Here is a 15027-nt window from a genome sequence, read left to right on the forward strand (position 1 = left end):
CGCCACAGCCTTGTCCACCGGCGCGCGCTGGGCTTCGGGTGGCACACCCGCGCGGGCCTGCAGCACCCCCGGCGGGTCCGCGAACATGCCGTCGCTGGGCATCGCCTCGTCAGTCGGATTACGTAGCGCGAGCATCAGGCGGCCAGCCTGCTGCGCCATGACCAGCGTGCCAACCTGCTCCAGCGGCACCGACAGCACCGCCGTTTTCGCGCCTTCGCGGCGTGCCATCATCTGCTCGCCCTGCTGCTTCGGCGCTTCATTCACTGCACCGTTGCCGTACGCCAGCACGCGCAGGCGCGACAACAACATCCGCGTCTGGCTTTCAGGAATCTCCTGGCTATCGCGCCGCAGGACCACGAAGACATCGACAAAGTCGCCAGGCTGTACCTGATTGCCGACGCCGATCACTTCATCCACGGCCACCGCCATCGCGCGCTCGCCATCGGGAATCTGACGGGCCAGCCCGGCCAGCAATTCGCTTTCAAGCACCGGCACGTTGGCGCCAAGGTTGACCAGCGGCACCTGGCCGGCAACACGTGCGACGTCCTGGTACGCGCCACCCGGTTCGATCGGCAACTGCAGGACCTGGAGCGCGTCCGCCGGCAGCGGCTTGCCTGCCGGCACCGCGCGCGTGGTCACGACCACGGCGTGCGTGGCCACCACGCCCTGCGCGGGTGCCGGCACGGCCGTGTGGCGTGCCGCCTGCAGCGCCAGCAATGCCAGCAGACCGGCCAGCACGAGCAGGACAATCGCCACGATCCGTATCTGTTTGCTGCTCATGCCAAGCCTTGTCTCGGGTTGCGTCGATGGATGAAATGCGGGCCGTCGTTCATGGGGATGTCAGATCTCTGGGCTCAGATGTCGGGAGATAGCTGGACCATCGCCGAACCGGTCAGCACGGCCGGCACAGGAACCATTGGCACCGATGGCAGGATCGATCGGGTTGGCAGGCTCAGCGTCACCTGCACGCACTGCGTGCCGGACGGGGACGCGCACGTCACGGGCTGGGCGACGTTCGCGGACGAGATCAGCGAGGACATCGACGTCGGCAGCATCGCGCGCGCGGTCTGCGCGGCGGCGGCAACGCGAAGATCAAGCGTGGAGGCGGTGGTGCCTCCGGTCGAGGTGAGCGGATAACGCAAGGCAGCCCGCGCGCCTTCTTCGGCCGCGAGCGTCAGCGCCTGCTGCAAGACGAACACCGTGCCGTAGTACGTGATACCCAGCACGAGCGTCAGGAACAACGGTGCAACAATGGCGAACTCAAGCGCCGCGATGCCTTTCGCGCGACGCCGGTACGCATTCCCCGTTAAGTGCATGCTTCACCCGGTATTTTCTGCACGCCAGCATGCCGGCGCCAAGGGGCCACGGGACCGGTACCGGCATGACTGCCGGCACCGGCCGCGGCCGTTCTTCTCGTGCTGCATTGCGCGACTTGGCACCACTCCTGCTACTTTTTCCCCAGCCGTCCATGTACGACCCGCGGCCAGTGCGGCGCTACCACTTCATCCTCGTCAGAGGCCAGGCACCGAACCGCGCCGTCAGGGCACAAGCGTCCCGCCGCGGCCAGCATTCAGGCTGGCACGGTATATACGTGCGATTCGATAAGTCGGATTCCGCTGGTCAACCGGCCAGCGGCGGCAATGGCGTTATTGCGTCAGGGGCCAACCGCGGCGAACCACGTTGTTACCTTGGTAGCAAGATTCGAGAAACCGGTGCCGAGATTTTTACCGAGGTCGGTAACCCCGGCGACGATGGCTACGGCGATCAGACCTGCGATCAGCCCGTATTCGATGGCAGTCGCTCCGCGTTGCGCTTTGCGAAAGAGGGACGCTTTTACTTGACGCATGTTCTCACTCCCGATGAGAAAATTTTCCGTACACGGAACCCAGCGATACCCCGGTCCTGACGTGATGCCATCGATGATTTCTCCGTGGCATTTCTATATTCCGATCGCTGGTACAGCCTTTATAAGACATGGAATGTCTCATCCATACCCCCCGTTTGGGCTAGGTATGAATCAGCATAGAGTGGGACATACGTTTGAAACAACTTTGCCCGATTTTCATACTTAGGGATGAGGAACTGCCAATTGTTGAATGAAGGGCAATAAAGCCGGCACCGCCGTGCCGCATCCTGCACGCCAACATGCGGGACGCGGCACGGCGCGCAATAAAAGGATGCGCCGCGCGGGGTAAAGACGACAGCGCACCGTAAAGATGTCGACCAGTTGTCAGGGAAAGTCCTGAACCCAATTCGCCGGATTAGAGGACTTTCCCGATTCGTTGCGCGATCAGCGTTGTGTCAGGCCGCCGAGCAGGTTCGTGACCGGAGCGAGCGGATTCTGGCTGCTGCCGCGGGACGCCGCGCCACCCGTCGCACCAGTCAATCCGCCGGTCAATCCGCCGGTCAATCCGCCGGTCAGGCCGCTGACCAGGCCCGTCACGGGAGCCAGTGGATTCGCGCCCGCCGCACCACCTGCTCCACCCACTGCACCCGCCACGCTGCCTACAACGGGCAGGTTGCTGACCGGAAGGCTACCCAGCAGGCCGCTGACCGGATTGGCGCTCGCGGAGCCAGTCGCACTGGCCACATTGGCAACCGGCAAGCTGTTGATCGGCAGGCTGCTGAGCAGACTGCCCAGCGGATTGGTGCCCGCACCACTACCCGTGCCTTGCAGCAGACCGCCCGCCACCGCGACGGTCTTGCCGGTCTCGGTCACCACGCCACCCAGCGGAGAGACGATCGGCGTATTGGTGTTGGTGATCATGCTGCCGGCACTGGCCACCGTGTTGCCCACCGTTACCAGCAGGTTGTTGACCGGCGCGCCCAGACCGGTTGCGCCACCGACGGTCTGCGTGGCGTTGGTGAGTTGCGTGGTCAGCGGCACGATGACCTTGCTTGTGCTACCCGTCAGTTCCGCCACGGCGCCCGTCGACAAGGCCGTGCCGAGCTGATTGCCGGCGCCCATCACGGCGCTGCCCACGCTCTGCACCACGCCGCCGACAGGCGTGGTCACTGGTGCGAGTGGGGCAAGCTGGCCGGTGCCCACGGCTTGCACCAGGTCGCCCGCGCTGACCACCGTCTTGCCAGTCTGCGTCACGACGTTGCCAGTGTTGGCCACAGTGACACCAACCGGGTTGTCGACGGCACCCATCTGTCCGAGCCCATTGGCAACGCCGGCACCGAGCGTGGCAACGGTTGCCCCGGCATTTATCACCACATCGCCGGTGGCGTTCTTTGCGCCGGTGGGTACCAGCGGAACGTTCGTGTCCTTGATCTGCTGGCCGATCTGGCTCACCGCGTTGCCTGCCGCCGTCACCGTATTGCCAGCGCCTTCCACCACCTTTGCAGTCGGCGTCGTCGCGGCGGTGGGCGTGGGGGTCGGCGTCGGGGTCGGTCCGGCCGGCGTGGATGGCGAAGGGCTTGCGCCGCTGCCCGAACCGCCGGACGAACAGCCGGCCAGCAGGGCGAGCGCGGCAGCGCAAGCCAGTGCCACGACATTCGTGGAATAACGGGGACGCTGCAATTGGCTCGTGGTCTTCATGTTTTGATCTCCTCTGGTGGACGTGTGCGATCGCAACTCGCGCGCTTTGCCGTGGCCTGTTGCGCAAGCCGTGTGCCAGGGTCAATCGCATGTTCGATACGAACGCTGGAAAACCACGGCACGCTGCCCTGAACCCGTTATGCGGCGCGGCTTTCCGGCGCAACGACGTGCACGATTTCCAGGTCAGGCGACACGGCGGACCACGCCATCGGCGCGTTACGAAAGCGCCGCGCGTTACGTAACGCGTAACGCCTCGCCCACTTGCCACAACCACCGTCCGCTTGATGCGGGCGTTTGATCGGCTGCCCGCAAACCCTTGTCAGACGTGCGTTTGCGGGCAGCACCCCTACTTGCGTTGGGCTCCGGTCCACTCGTGGTCCTCGATTGGCACACCGCTTGCGCATACATCCGCAGCCACGGCACGCCACACATCTCGACGCTCGACCGACGAGCGTGCACGTGAACTTCGACGGGTAAGAGAAAAGACAAAAGGGGAACAGGTCATGCGCCAACAACAAGATTTCAAGAAGCGGATCGTCATCACGGCAGTACTGGGGGCACTGTTCGCGCTGGGCGGCTGCGCCAGTGGCAGCGGTTCCACTTCGATGGGGACCAGCGGCTCGGGCGGAACGGGTGGTACCGCAGGCACGTCGGCGGGCACGTCGGCCGGCACTGGCAGCAGCGGCACCAATGGCGGGGCCGGTGGGTCTGGCAGCACCGGTGGTGCCGGCACGGACCTGGGCAGCAACGGCGCAGGTGGAAACGGCGGCAACAGCGGTGGTGGCAACAACAACGGCGGCGGTGGCACCACTGCCGCGCTGACGCCGACCAGCACGATCGTCAGCAACGCGGGCTCGGTCGCAGACGGCGCCGGCAAGACGGTCAGCGGTCTCGGCGACGCCATCAGCAACGCGAACGTGCCGGGCCTGCCGTCGCAGACCCAGACCGGTCTGGGTGGCGTGGTGACATCGGTTGGCAATGCCGTCAGCACGCTTGCCAACGGCGTGCAGTCCGGCCTCGGCAACATCCCCAACGCCACCAACCCCGTGGGCACGACCGTGGCCAGCACCGGTGGCGTGGTGAGCCAGCTCGGCAATGCGGTGACGAATGCGGGCAGCGCGGTCAGCGGCCTTGGCACCGGACCGCTCGCGCCGCTGGCCGCGCTGACCACACCGCTCGGCGGCGTGGTGTCGCAGGTGGGTGGCACCGTCAGCAACGTTGGCACGCAACTCGGCACGGTGCTGTCGACCGGTCCCGTCGAGCAACTGACCGGCGGCGTCAGCAAGATCATTGTGCCGCTCACGTCGACGCTGACCAACGGCACGCAGACGCTGGGCGCGGCGACGGGTCTGGGCCAACCGGTCAGCAACCTGCTGGCGACGGTGGGCGGCGCACTGGCTGTAGCGGGCACCACACTGACCAACACCAATACGCCTGTCGTCTCGGGCGTGGGTGGCGTGGTTACCGGCGTGGGCAATACGGTGGCTTCGGTCGGCGGCGTCGTGAATGGACCTGCGGGCGGCAGCGTCACCAATCCACTGGCGCCCGTAACCGGGCTCGTCAGCGGCCTCACCGGCGGCCTGAGCGGCGCGACGGGGGGCAGCGCCGGCCCGCTGGCACCTGTGACGGGTCTCGTCAGCAGCCTGACCGGCGGACTGACCAGCGCAGCCGGCGGTGGCGCCAGCCCCCTCGCGCCCGTTACCGGTCTCGTCAGCGGCGTGACCGGCGGACTGTCTGGCACGGCAGGCGGCAGCAGCAGCCCGCTTGCGCCGGTGACAGGCCTTGTCAGCGGCATCACCGGTGGACTGACCGGCGGCAATAGCGCCGGCACCACGGCCAGTCCGCTGGCCCCGGTCACCGGCATCGTTGCCGGCCTCACTGGTGGCAACGCGCCCGCCAGCACCAGTGGCACGACGACGGGCGGCACCAAGCCCGCCAATCCGCTGGCACCCGTCACGGGCCTCGTCGGCGGACTGGTCAGCGGCCTGACCGGCGCGCTGGGTGGCACCAGGCACTGACCTGAACAGCAACCGAATCAAGCGAATCAACCAAATCAACTGAAGCAAAAGCGTCGCGGCCACAGATGGGCGGCAGGGAGAGCGGCATCCCTACCGTCCGTGGCACGCGGCGTCATAGCCGCAAAGCTGTCTTGATCAAGGGGTATTACCATGCGTACACGCAAGCGTGTTGCCGCATTGCTGATTGGCATCGGCGCCATTCATAGCGGCCTGTCTCATGCCGAACGGAGCCCGGTCCAGGGCGATCCGACCCAGACTCTCCCGACCATCGCGCCGAGCAAGCCTGCGCAGAGCAATGTCACCGTGCAGGTGGAACGCCCCGATGCAGCCATGCAGAATCTGCTCGCCTCGCGCCTGACGCCGAAGCATTTCAAGATCGAAGGCGCGAAAACGCTGCCGTTCGAGCAGATCGCCGCCAAGTTCTCGCCGCTGGCTAACCGCGAGATCAGCGTGGCCGAACTGCTGCAGGCCGCGGAATCTGTCACCCAGATGTACAAGGACGCGGGATACCCGCTGTCGTTCGCGTTTGTGCCCGCGCAGTCGTTCGAGAACGGCGACGTGCTGATCACCGTGGTGGAAGGCTACGTGGCCAACGTCACGGTCCGCGGCAAGCCTGGCCCAGCCGAGGGCCGCCTGCGCAAGATCGCGCAGCAACTGATGCGCGAGCGCCCGCTACGGCAGGAAAGCTTCGAGCACTACGTCAACGTGCTGTCGCAGCAGCCGGGCATGCAGATCAACGCCACAGTGCAGCCGCCCACCACCACCGATGGCGCGTGCGAGATGGTGCTCGAGGCCAAGCGCAAGCCGTTCACGTTCGGCACCGGTGTGGAGTGGATGTCGCCGGGCCTGCGCGCCATCGCCACGGCCACCACCAACAGCCTCACGCCGCTCGGCGAGCAGCTCTCGTTCACGACGCTTTTCCCGAAGGGCCACAACGACGAGGAGTACTACGCGCTCAACTACGCCCAGCCGATCGGCACCGAGGGCATGCTGGCCAAGGTGACGGCGTCGCACTATCGCGGCGTGCCCGAGAACACGTCACTGGCGCCCATCGGTTTCGAATCGCGCTATGTCAACGACTCCAAGCGTCTCGGCGGCACGCTGAGCTACCCCGTGATCCTCAACAACCGCCATGCGCTCACGCTGACCGGCGGCTTCTACGCGAACAACCAGTTCGAGCGCTACACGCAGGCGGTGCAGCCCGGCGCGGGCCGGCAGATCGAGTTGTCGACCGATGTGCGCGTGGCCAGCGCGGAGGCGTCGTACCTGCAGCGCGGCCAGGGTTTCACGCGCAACGCCACGCTGGGCTTCTACAAGGGCTTTGACGGGCTCGGGGCAAGCCGTCAGAACAACATCAACGACCTGAGCTTCTTCCGCACCCGGTTGCTCGTGTCGCAGGCCAACGACCTGCCCTACGGATTTGGCACATCGGTTTCCGCGGCAGGCCAGTACAGCGGCAACCGGCTGGCATCGAGCGAGCAGATCAGCTTCGGCGGCCGCTTCTTCGGCCTGGGCTATCCCGCCGGCGAAGTGGCTGGAGACAAGGGCTGGGGGGCCTCCGCCGAGATCAACCGGATGTTCGCGGTGGACTACACCTACCTGAAGACGCTGCAGCCGTTCATCGTCACCGACTACGCGCGCGTGTTCTCCAACAGCGTGTCGCTGTCGCACCGGACGCTGCAATCGGTCGCCGTCGGCCTGCGGTTCTCCGACCGTCGCTACTACACGATGGATATCTCGGTGGCGCAGCCTGTGGGCGACAAGCCGACCAACGCGAGCCATCGTTCGCCGCGATTCAACCTGCTCTGGTCCTACCAGTTCGACTGACGGGCGGGCGGCCGGCGCGGCGGAACAGGGGCCTGCGCCATGCCGCCGGCCCCGTTCAGTTCACGCGGAACCCGATCTTGAGCGTCACCTGAAAGTGCGCGACTTTGCCATCCTGCACATGGCCACGCGTTTCCACGACCTCGAACCAGTCGATGTTCTTGATGGACTCCGAGGCCTTTGCCAGCGCATTGCGAATGGCGGCATCGCTGCCGTCCGCCGACGACCCGACGATCTCGACCAGTTTGTAGGTGTGGTTGGACATGATCCGTCTCCTGTTGTGCATGGGTGAGTGTGACTGTGACCCGGCAAATGCTGCGCGGCTTCATGCGCGGCACGCGTCATATCCTTTCATGATAGGCACGCGCCTGCACTCTCCCCAAATCCCGTCTGGCCTGTCCGGCATCAGGATCAGCCAAACACTGACATTCCCGGCGTGCGTACGGGTATGTACTTGAGACGAGTAACCTCGGATGCGCGACGGGCCACCAGCTCGGCCCCGGAGTGCGAAAGTTCCACACGTGTCTCCATCATCGTCATCGCATCCGCTTTACCTGGCAGGAGGAAGCGATGAGAACAGAACAGATTGCCATGCGCCAGCGCGCGCGCAACTTGTGCGCGGTTGGCGTCGCTGTGATGTCACTGGGCGCCGCCATGGCGGCACGTGCGGACATCACGAGTTCGACGTCAGGGCCGATCACCTATGTCTGCGGCGGGGTTGCCGCGGACGAGCAGGCCGAAATGCGCAGCGAGGCCCGCAACTACGACATGGGTCTGCTGTTCACACAAGGCGGACGGGGCGAGTACCTGTCCGACGTGAACGTCAAGCTGATGAGAAACGGCAAGGAAGTGGCCGAGTTCCGATCCACCGGACCGCGCTGCCTGATCCGGGGGCCGCGTGCGTCCTATCAGGTGGTGGCAACCTATGAAGGCATGTCGAAGCACGCCACGTTGAGTCCGGGCGAGAAGAACGTCCAGATGCGCTGGTAAGCCACACGGGCACATATGAGGCCCGGCTGTCGCCCGGCCAATGCCGGCATCCGTCCCCCGGATGCCGGTTTTTTTGCGCGGACCCGCACCCATGTATCGCGTGGTCCGCTGCACGATTGCCTTACCGGTGGCAAACTTGCGCCCTGGTTCCCCACCCTCTGAACACTTCACCCCGGAGTTTCCGACCATGACCACCAATAGCCGCTGGATTCGTATCGATACCCCCGATGGCAGCTTCGACGCCTACCTGAGCCTGCCGCCAGCAGGCAAGCAGCCGGGCAACCCGGGCATCGTGCTGATCCAGGAGATCTTCGGCGTCAACGAGCACATCCGCTCCGTAGCGGACCAGTACGCCGCCGACGGCTACGTGGTGCTGGCGCCGGACGTGTTCTGGCGCACGGCGCCGCGCGTGGAACTTGGCTACTCGGGCAAGGACTGGGAAGAGGCCATGAAGCTGCGCCAGGCCGTGAACCTGGAGGAAGCCGTATCCGACATCGGTGCGACGGCCAAGGCGCTGCGCGCGGAAATCGGCGCCGGCGGCAAGGTGGCGGCAGTGGGTTACTGCTTTGGCGGGCTGCTGTCGTACATGGCGGCCGCGCGCGGCATGGTCGATGCGGCGGTGCCGTACTACGGCGGCGGTATCCAGAACAACCTCAAGGAAGCAGAAGCGCTCAACGTCCCGGTGCAGTTCCACTATGGCGCGCTCGACGCCCACATCAAGCCCGAGGACGTCGAACGTGTGCGTCAGGCTGTGGCGGGCAAGCGCGGTGTCGAGGTCTTCGTCTATGACCAGGCCGACCACGGTTTCAACTGCTGGGCGCGTGGTTCGTACCACCAGCGTTCGGCGGCGCTCGCGCATGGCCGCGCGCTGACGTTCCTGACCAACGCGCTGTCCTGACGCTTCAATGTAGCCGCCGTTCCGCTGCGCAGTACGTCTTCGACGGTTTCAACTGCCGCAGCGGACGCCGCGCGCTCAATACGGCATCGCCACGCCGTTCTGAATCTTGACGCGATCGCCCGTGCGCAGGTTGTACGGGCTGTTCTGCGTCACGGTCACGTAGACGTTGTCGTTAGTGCGCACGCGCACGCGGAAAGCCGCCGGCGTGGTGCCGGAGCGCTTCTCCACTTCATTGCCGGCCAGCGCGCCGGCCACCGCGCCACCGATCGTTGCGACGGTATTCCCGCGGCCGCCGCCCACCTGGTGACCCAGCAGACCACCCACGACACCGCCGATCACGGCACCGGCGCCGCTCGTGTCGGCCGGCTGACCGGCCAGTTGCTCGATCGACTCCACCCATCCATAACGCACGGCGTACTGGTCGTTGTAGCCGTTGTTACAGCTGCCGTCGTAGTTCCCACCCTGCGGCGCGGAAGGCTGCGACGGGTAAGCGTACTGGTCATAGGTCTGCTGTTGCGGGTAGGTCTGCTGCTGGGGATAGCCTTGCTGCTGAGGATATCCCTGCTGTTGAGGGTAGCCCTGCTGCTGCGGATAGGCGGGGTAGCCACCGCTGACCTGCGTACCGCTGCCACCATAGCCAGCGTTGCCATACGAGGCGCCACCGTATGCGGTGCTGCCGTAGGAGCCGGACGAGCCGGAAGAGCCGTAGGAGCCGCCATAGCCCGACCCGTAGCCATCGCCATAGCCGCCATATGGCGCGGCGCAGCCAGCCAGGGCGCTCGCGGCGAGCGCGGCCAACACAACCGGACGGAACGGGAAAGACATGATGAAGGCTCCTGCGTCGATGCGCGTATTGGTATTGCGCGGGAGTCTAGTGCCGTCGTCCGGCCGCAGGTGTCACCGGAGATTGTGATGGGTAACCGCCTGTAACCGCATCATCGCGTCATCACCTCATCGCCTCCATGCGGGAGGTCGATCAGATGCGCTCGGCGCCGTCGTCGTTGAACGCCGTGATACGCGCCACGCGGAACGTGTTGCGCAGCGATTCCAGTTCCGTGCGATGCAGTGCCGCCAGGCGGTTCAGGCAACGCTCGCCCTTGGCCAGCAGATGAATCTGCACCACGCGGCGATCGTCGGGATTGATCTTGCGGCTGACCAGTCCGGCGGCCTCGCACCGGTTGACCAGCGCCACCACGCCATGCTGCTTGGCCTGCAGGCGCTCGGCCAGTTCGCCCACCGAAGCCCAGTTCTTGTCCGGGCATCCGCGGATATGCAGCATCAGCAGATACTGCTGGACGGTCACGCCTTCGGCGCGCGCGGCCTCCTCCGAGAAACGCAGGAAGCGGCGCAACTGGTAACGAAAATCGGAGAGTGCTTCGAAGTCCTGCTTGTGCAGCACGGCGGTTTCTTCGGAGGCCCTGGCTTGGGCAGACTTGCGTGGCATGGATGTCGGATCAGCGAGAACGTTGGTGGACCGGCCGCCCATTATAGGAGGTGCGCCCGCAGGCGCCGCCGTGCGCTGGCGCGCATTGCCCGGCAATCCCGCCCGTACTTCGACGCTTTGGGTCCCGGCGCGGTATGGCAGAATCTGTGCGGTTGCCGACACCCTATAACCGCAAAACGGAAATCCGCCCGATGTTCACGGAAATCATCCTGTTCCTGCTCGATACTGTTTTCACGCTCTTTGGCATGGCATTGCTGCTGCGCCTGTGGATGCAACTGTCCCGGCTGCCTTCGCGCAATCCTGTGTCCCAGGGCGTGTTCCAGGTGACGGACTGGATCGTCCGCCCCCTGCGCCGCATCATTCCTGGCCTGGGTGGCATCGACTGGGCCACCGTCTTCGCGGCCTATCTGACCGCCGTGGCGTTCCTGCTCTGCCGCGCGCTGGTGCTCGGCGCCGATCCGCTCGGATTCCTGCCGGTGATCCTGGCGCTGGGCGTGCTCAGCATGCTCAAGTGGGGCATCAGCATGGTGATGTGGGTGACGCTGCTGATGGCGGTGCTGTCGTGGGTGAATCCCAACTCGCCGCTGGCGGCGCCAATCTGGCACTTGACCGCCCCGCTGCTGCGCCCGATCCAGCGCGTGGTGCCGCGCCTGGGTGGCTTTGACATCTCTCCGCTGATCCTGTTCGTGATCGCCCAGATCCTGCTGATGGTGATCGCCAACGTCAGCCGTGGAGTGGCCTGAACGCCATTTCTAAAGCGATGGCGCACCCGATAGGACAAGTGCCCGGGGCGCCACGCTACCACAGACAGGAACCATAGGGAAAACCCTTATTGTCCAAATCGTTGGACAGTCTGTCGAGGATTCTCCCTTTTTCCTGTGCCTGCTGAAGCCTACATTACAGGCACCGCGGAACCCACCGCGATCACTGCCAAAAATAGTAGGAAAGCACAACCATGAAGACCCTCGCACTCTCCCTGCTTTGCGCCATCGGCCTGTCTGTCGGCGCCACCGCCGCCCAAGCATCGGAGTTCAATTCGGATCTGGCCCGCCTGGACGGAAGCATCGCCCGCAAGGTCGACCCGTACCTGGATGGCGCCCGTGGCGTCACCGAAAAGCGTGACGTGTACACGGAAGGCGCGCGCGGCGTGACCGAGAAGCGTGATGTCTACACCGAAGGCGCGCGTGGCGTGACCGAAAAGCGCGACGTCTACAGCGAAGGCGCCTGAGCCTCGCCTGCCTGATCCAGGCAAGTCAGACGGGGCGCTCCCCCTGCCCCGTCAGCAGTACACAGCGCAAGTTACTGCCCGAGATCATCGAGATCGGCCCCCATCATCGATTCAATCGCTTCCATGAATGCGCGCACCTTGCGCGGCTGCAAGCGACGGTCGGGCAGTAACGCAAAGACCCTCAGCGGTGGCAACGGCCAGTCGGGCATCATCCGCACCAGCCTGCCCTGCGCAATCTCCGCCTCCGCGGCTGCCATCGGCACACGCGCGATCCCGATTCCAGCCAGCGCTGCCTGCATACGCAGTTCTGCGTTATAGGTCTGCATTGGCGGACGAATCGGCACGGAGATACGTTCCCCATCCCGCGAGAACTCCCATACCGAGACACCGGGCGTGGCCAACGTCGGCATGTGTGACAGATCTTCCGGCTGCATCTGCGCCGGCAGGCTAGCCGCCAGCGACGGTGCCGCCACCAGGCCCCTTTCTATATGCCAGATGCGTCGGGCGATGGTGCCGGAATCCGGCAGGTCGGTATCCACCGTGACGAAGGCGATGTCGAAGCCTTCGCGGATCGGATCAACCAAGCCCTGGGAGATCTCCACCGTGATGTCGAGCGCGGGGTGCGCCGCCAGTGTCCGACAGATCACACCGCCGAGTTGCTGGGCGCCGAACTCATAAGGCGTGGCGATGCGCAGCATCCCCTGCACACGCTCCTCGCGGGCCAGGGTCTCCTGCCGGATCTCGCGCAGTCGCGCGAACAGCGGCGCGACGTCGCGATAGACCGCGCCGCCAGCGTCGGTCAGCCGCATGCGGCGCGTGGTGCGCTCCAGCAGCTTGGCGCCGATGGCCGTTTCCAGTCGGGCCACTGCCGCCGAGACGCGCGACTTCGGGCAATCGAGTGCCGCGGCTGCCGCCGTGAATGTGCCCTGCTCGATCACGCAGCAGAATGCCTCCCAATCGTTCCACTGAATTGTTTCGTTCACCGGACCCTGTTTCCTTTGCTGACCCTTGTTGTCCCGACTATCTGTCCACCATTGTGCGGACGCACATTATGCGATAGACAGATATGTCTCGTCAGCGTGCCCGGGCACCCCGGTGCCGGCCGCAAATGCGTCAGACTGGCAAAGCCGGCGCATTTCCTCTACCCTTTCGGCCTTTCCGAGCCAATTCCGGCGCATCGACGCCGATGTTCCGATCGATGGCGAACCCAGCCGATACCGCAACGTCCCGCGCGCCCGTAGCCGGCGCCACCGAAAAGCCAAGCGACAGCTACGTGCAGTCCTTCGCACGCGGCCTGTCGGTGATTCGCGCCTTCAATGCCAGCCACCCCGCGCAAACGCTGACCGAGATCGCCCAGGCCAGCGGCCTGACGCGCGCCGGCGCGCGACGCATCCTGCTCACGCTGGTGGGGCTCGGCTACGTGCAGAATGACGGCCGGCTGTTCCGGCTCACGCCAAAGATTCTCGATCTCGGCTTCGCCTATCTGACGTCGATGCCGTTCTGGAATCTGGCCGAGCCGATCATGGAAGCGCTGTCGCAATCGGTCCATGAAAGCTGCTCGATCTCGGTGCTGGACGGGACGGAAATCGTCTATGTGCTCCGCGTGCCCGCACGCAAGATCATGACGATCAACCTGTCGATCGGCAGCCGCCTGCCGGCCTACTGTTCGTCGATGGGACGCGTGCTGCTGTCGGGACTGGATCAGGAAGAACTCGATCGCGTGCTGCACGCGTCGGACCTGCGGCCACGCACGCGCCGCACCGTGACCGATATCGGCGAACTGAAGACGCTGATTGGCGAGATTCGCGAGCGCGGCTGGGCGCAGAACGACCAGGAGTTGGAGGAAGGGCTGGTTTCGCTGTCCGCCCCGATCCGGAATCGCGGCGGTCAGGTCATCGCCGCGATCAACATCAGCGGCCAGGCCAATCGCACGAGCGCGCAGGAGATGGTGGAGCGCTTCCTGCCGCCGCTGCTGGAAGCGGCGGGCAAGATTTCGGCGATGGTGGGGCTGCGTACCTGAGGGCCAGGGCGCCCGCCCCCCCGCGGTTACCAGGAAACCGCGATATCCCCCTTCACGAACGTCTGGCAAGCCATGCGATAGCCAGCGCGCAGATCGTCGTCGCTGAGATGCTTGCGCTCTTTCGGCTTGACCGCGTCGGTGTGTTCCAGCCCGCGTTCGATGCGGCACTTGCAGGTGCCGCAGATTCCCCCTCCGCACTTGAACGGAATGCCGCCCTGCTCGCGCAGGGACACGCGCAGCAGATTGCTGTTCTCCGGCGCGTTGACGGTCTTTTCGCCGTTGGTCACGAACGTGATTTCGATCGTCCGGGGCTTGGGCGGGGTATCGGTATCGGGCACGGCGGCGCCGGCGTCGATGTCGCCGATGTCAGTCTGGGCCTGCATCATTGCTTCCTTAGGGAGAGGTCCATGCTGCCGAAATGCGCCAGCGATTGCAGCGCGGTGCGGGCAGCGTCGAGCGTGTCGAAGCGCTCGAGGAATTTCGTCGGCACGTGGTTGACGACCTCGGCGGATTTGTCCGCCTCGTCGATGACACGCACCTTCAACGGGTGTTGGGTATCGGATAGCTCGGCAATCACGAACGTGGCGGTGCAGCGCCCGTAGAACAGGTACTCCCACGTCTCCACCGGGTCCACGCCGGGCACGGCCTCGGTGCGGAACTGGCCCGGTTTGCTGGTCAGGATCACGTACATGGCTTGGTTCATCCGCTGGTTCCCTCGGTCATTGCTCGCTCATGCCATCCTTCAGGCAGCCAGTTCTTCCTGCTCGAGCTCGATGTCGTGCGTGAGCCAGATCTGGCAGGTCAGCCTGAAGCCCTGATCGAGCCGGTCGCCGAGCTGCTTCTTCTCCTTCCAGTTCGGCGGCGGCAGATGCTCCGCGCCGGACAGCACACGGCAGGCGCATTTCGAGCACTTGCCCATGCCGCATTCGTAGCGCAAGTTCGGATAAGGAAACTGCTTGATGCCCGCGCGCACCACGAGGTTGGTTTCTGGCTTGACCTCGTCAACGAAGACCTGGCCGTTCTTGTGAAAGACAACTTTCGGCATAGCTCTGCTTTCCGCA

Annotated in this window: 18 protein-coding genes; 7 read left to right on the plus strand and 11 right to left on the minus strand. The window is 65.1% G+C overall.

Annotated elements, in window-relative coordinates:
* From cpaB to D769_RS15990, 4 genes are all read right to left on the minus strand, one after another.
* Window positions 1-780, minus strand: a 780-nt coding sequence (cpaB, locus tag D769_RS15975) for a Flp pilus assembly protein CpaB (RefSeq protein WP_008646852.1), incomplete at its 3' end; no start/stop codon positions are given.
* Between the two features lie 74 nt (window positions 781-854).
* The gene (locus D769_RS15980; RefSeq protein ID WP_008646854.1) at window positions 855-1316 is read right to left on the minus strand and encodes a TadE family protein; all 462 of its coding nucleotides are present in this window, start codon (window positions 1314-1316) and stop codon (window positions 855-857) included.
* Window positions 1317-1654: 338 nt separating this feature from the next.
* Window positions 1655-1846, minus strand: coding sequence for a Flp family type IVb pilin (locus tag D769_RS15985; RefSeq protein WP_008646855.1), 192 nt, complete (start codon window positions 1844-1846; stop codon window positions 1655-1657).
* 444 nt (window positions 1847-2290) lie between these two features.
* Window positions 2291-3544, minus strand: a complete 1254-nt coding sequence (locus D769_RS15990) for a collagen-like triple helix repeat-containing protein (protein WP_008646857.1) — start codon at window positions 3542-3544, stop codon at window positions 2291-2293.
* A gap of 503 nt (window positions 3545-4047) precedes the next feature.
* Here D769_RS15990 and D769_RS15995 point away from each other — a divergent pair.
* Together D769_RS15995 and D769_RS16000 are read left to right on the plus strand one after the other, a co-directional pair.
* The gene (locus tag D769_RS15995; protein ID WP_008646858.1) at window positions 4048-5562 is read left to right on the plus strand and encodes a collagen-like triple helix repeat-containing protein; all 1515 of its coding nucleotides are present in this window, start codon (window positions 4048-4050) and stop codon (window positions 5560-5562) included.
* A 150-nt stretch (window positions 5563-5712) separates the two neighbouring features.
* The gene (locus D769_RS16000) at window positions 5713-7389 is read left to right on the plus strand and encodes a POTRA domain-containing protein (protein WP_008646860.1); all 1677 of its coding nucleotides are present in this window, start codon (window positions 5713-5715) and stop codon (window positions 7387-7389) included.
* A gap of 55 nt (window positions 7390-7444) precedes the next feature.
* On the opposite strand, the gene D769_RS16005 is transcribed toward D769_RS16000, so the two are convergent.
* Window positions 7445-7651, minus strand: a complete 207-nt coding sequence (locus tag D769_RS16005) for a dodecin (protein ID WP_008646861.1) — start codon at window positions 7649-7651, stop codon at window positions 7445-7447.
* Between the two features lie 305 nt (window positions 7652-7956).
* Here D769_RS16005 and D769_RS16010 point away from each other — a divergent pair, with 305 nt between their 5' ends.
* Window positions 7957-8376, plus strand: a complete 420-nt coding sequence (locus tag D769_RS16010) for a hypothetical protein (RefSeq protein ID WP_008646863.1) — start codon at window positions 7957-7959, stop codon at window positions 8374-8376.
* Window positions 8377-8563: 187 nt separating this feature from the next.
* Window positions 8564-9274: a dienelactone hydrolase family protein gene (locus D769_RS16015; protein ID WP_008646864.1), complete on the plus strand. Its 711-nt coding sequence runs from the start codon at window positions 8564-8566 to the stop codon at window positions 9272-9274.
* A gap of 75 nt (window positions 9275-9349) precedes the next feature.
* On the opposite strand, the gene D769_RS16020 is transcribed toward D769_RS16015, so the two are convergent.
* Together D769_RS16020 and D769_RS16025 are read right to left on the minus strand one after the other, a co-directional pair.
* Window positions 9350-10099, minus strand: coding sequence for a glycine zipper 2TM domain-containing protein (locus D769_RS16020; RefSeq protein ID WP_008646865.1), 750 nt, complete (start codon window positions 10097-10099; stop codon window positions 9350-9352).
* A gap of 151 nt (window positions 10100-10250) precedes the next feature.
* Complete coding sequence (locus tag D769_RS16025; protein ID WP_024569350.1) at window positions 10251-10718, minus strand: MarR family winged helix-turn-helix transcriptional regulator; 468 nt, start codon at window positions 10716-10718, stop codon at window positions 10251-10253.
* Window positions 10719-10909: 191 nt separating this feature from the next.
* Between D769_RS16025 and D769_RS16030 the strand changes: the two genes are divergently transcribed.
* Window positions 10910-11461 (plus strand): YggT family protein, encoded by a 552-nt coding sequence (locus tag D769_RS16030; protein WP_008646869.1) that lies wholly within the window; start codon window positions 10910-10912, stop codon window positions 11459-11461.
* A gap of 212 nt (window positions 11462-11673) precedes the next feature.
* On the plus strand, window positions 11674-11946 hold the full coding sequence (locus D769_RS16035; protein WP_008646871.1) for a hypothetical protein: 273 nt from the start codon (window positions 11674-11676) through the stop codon (window positions 11944-11946).
* 71 nt (window positions 11947-12017) lie between these two features.
* Here the strand turns inward: D769_RS16035 and D769_RS16040 are convergent, their stop codons facing one another.
* Window positions 12018-12929, minus strand: coding sequence for a LysR family transcriptional regulator (locus D769_RS16040; protein ID WP_008646872.1), 912 nt, complete (start codon window positions 12927-12929; stop codon window positions 12018-12020).
* A gap of 215 nt (window positions 12930-13144) precedes the next feature.
* On the opposite strand from D769_RS16040, the gene D769_RS16045 reads away from it, so the two are divergent.
* Window positions 13145-13966: an IclR family transcriptional regulator gene (locus D769_RS16045; protein WP_024569351.1), complete on the plus strand. Its 822-nt coding sequence runs from the start codon at window positions 13145-13147 to the stop codon at window positions 13964-13966.
* Between the two features lie 26 nt (window positions 13967-13992).
* Here the strand turns inward: D769_RS16045 and D769_RS16050 are convergent, their stop codons facing one another.
* From D769_RS16050 to D769_RS16060, 3 genes are all read right to left on the minus strand, one after another.
* The gene (locus D769_RS16050; RefSeq protein WP_029310185.1) at window positions 13993-14268 is read right to left on the minus strand and encodes a 2Fe-2S iron-sulfur cluster binding domain-containing protein; all 276 of its coding nucleotides are present in this window, start codon (window positions 14266-14268) and stop codon (window positions 13993-13995) included.
* Window positions 14269-14348: 80 nt separating this feature from the next.
* Window positions 14349-14669 carry a hypothetical protein gene (locus tag D769_RS16055; protein WP_008646877.1) on the minus strand — a complete coding sequence of 107 codons (321 nt, stop codon included), beginning with the start codon at window positions 14667-14669 and terminating at the stop codon, window positions 14349-14351.
* A gap of 39 nt (window positions 14670-14708) precedes the next feature.
* Window positions 14709-15011, minus strand: a complete 303-nt coding sequence (locus D769_RS16060; RefSeq protein WP_008646885.1) for a 2Fe-2S iron-sulfur cluster-binding protein — start codon at window positions 15009-15011, stop codon at window positions 14709-14711.
* Window positions 15012-15027: the final 16 nt, after the last annotated feature.

The sequence above is a fragment of the Cupriavidus sp. HMR-1 genome, from assembly GCF_000319775.1.
Taxonomy (GTDB): domain Bacteria; phylum Pseudomonadota; class Gammaproteobacteria; order Burkholderiales; family Burkholderiaceae; genus Cupriavidus; species Cupriavidus metallidurans.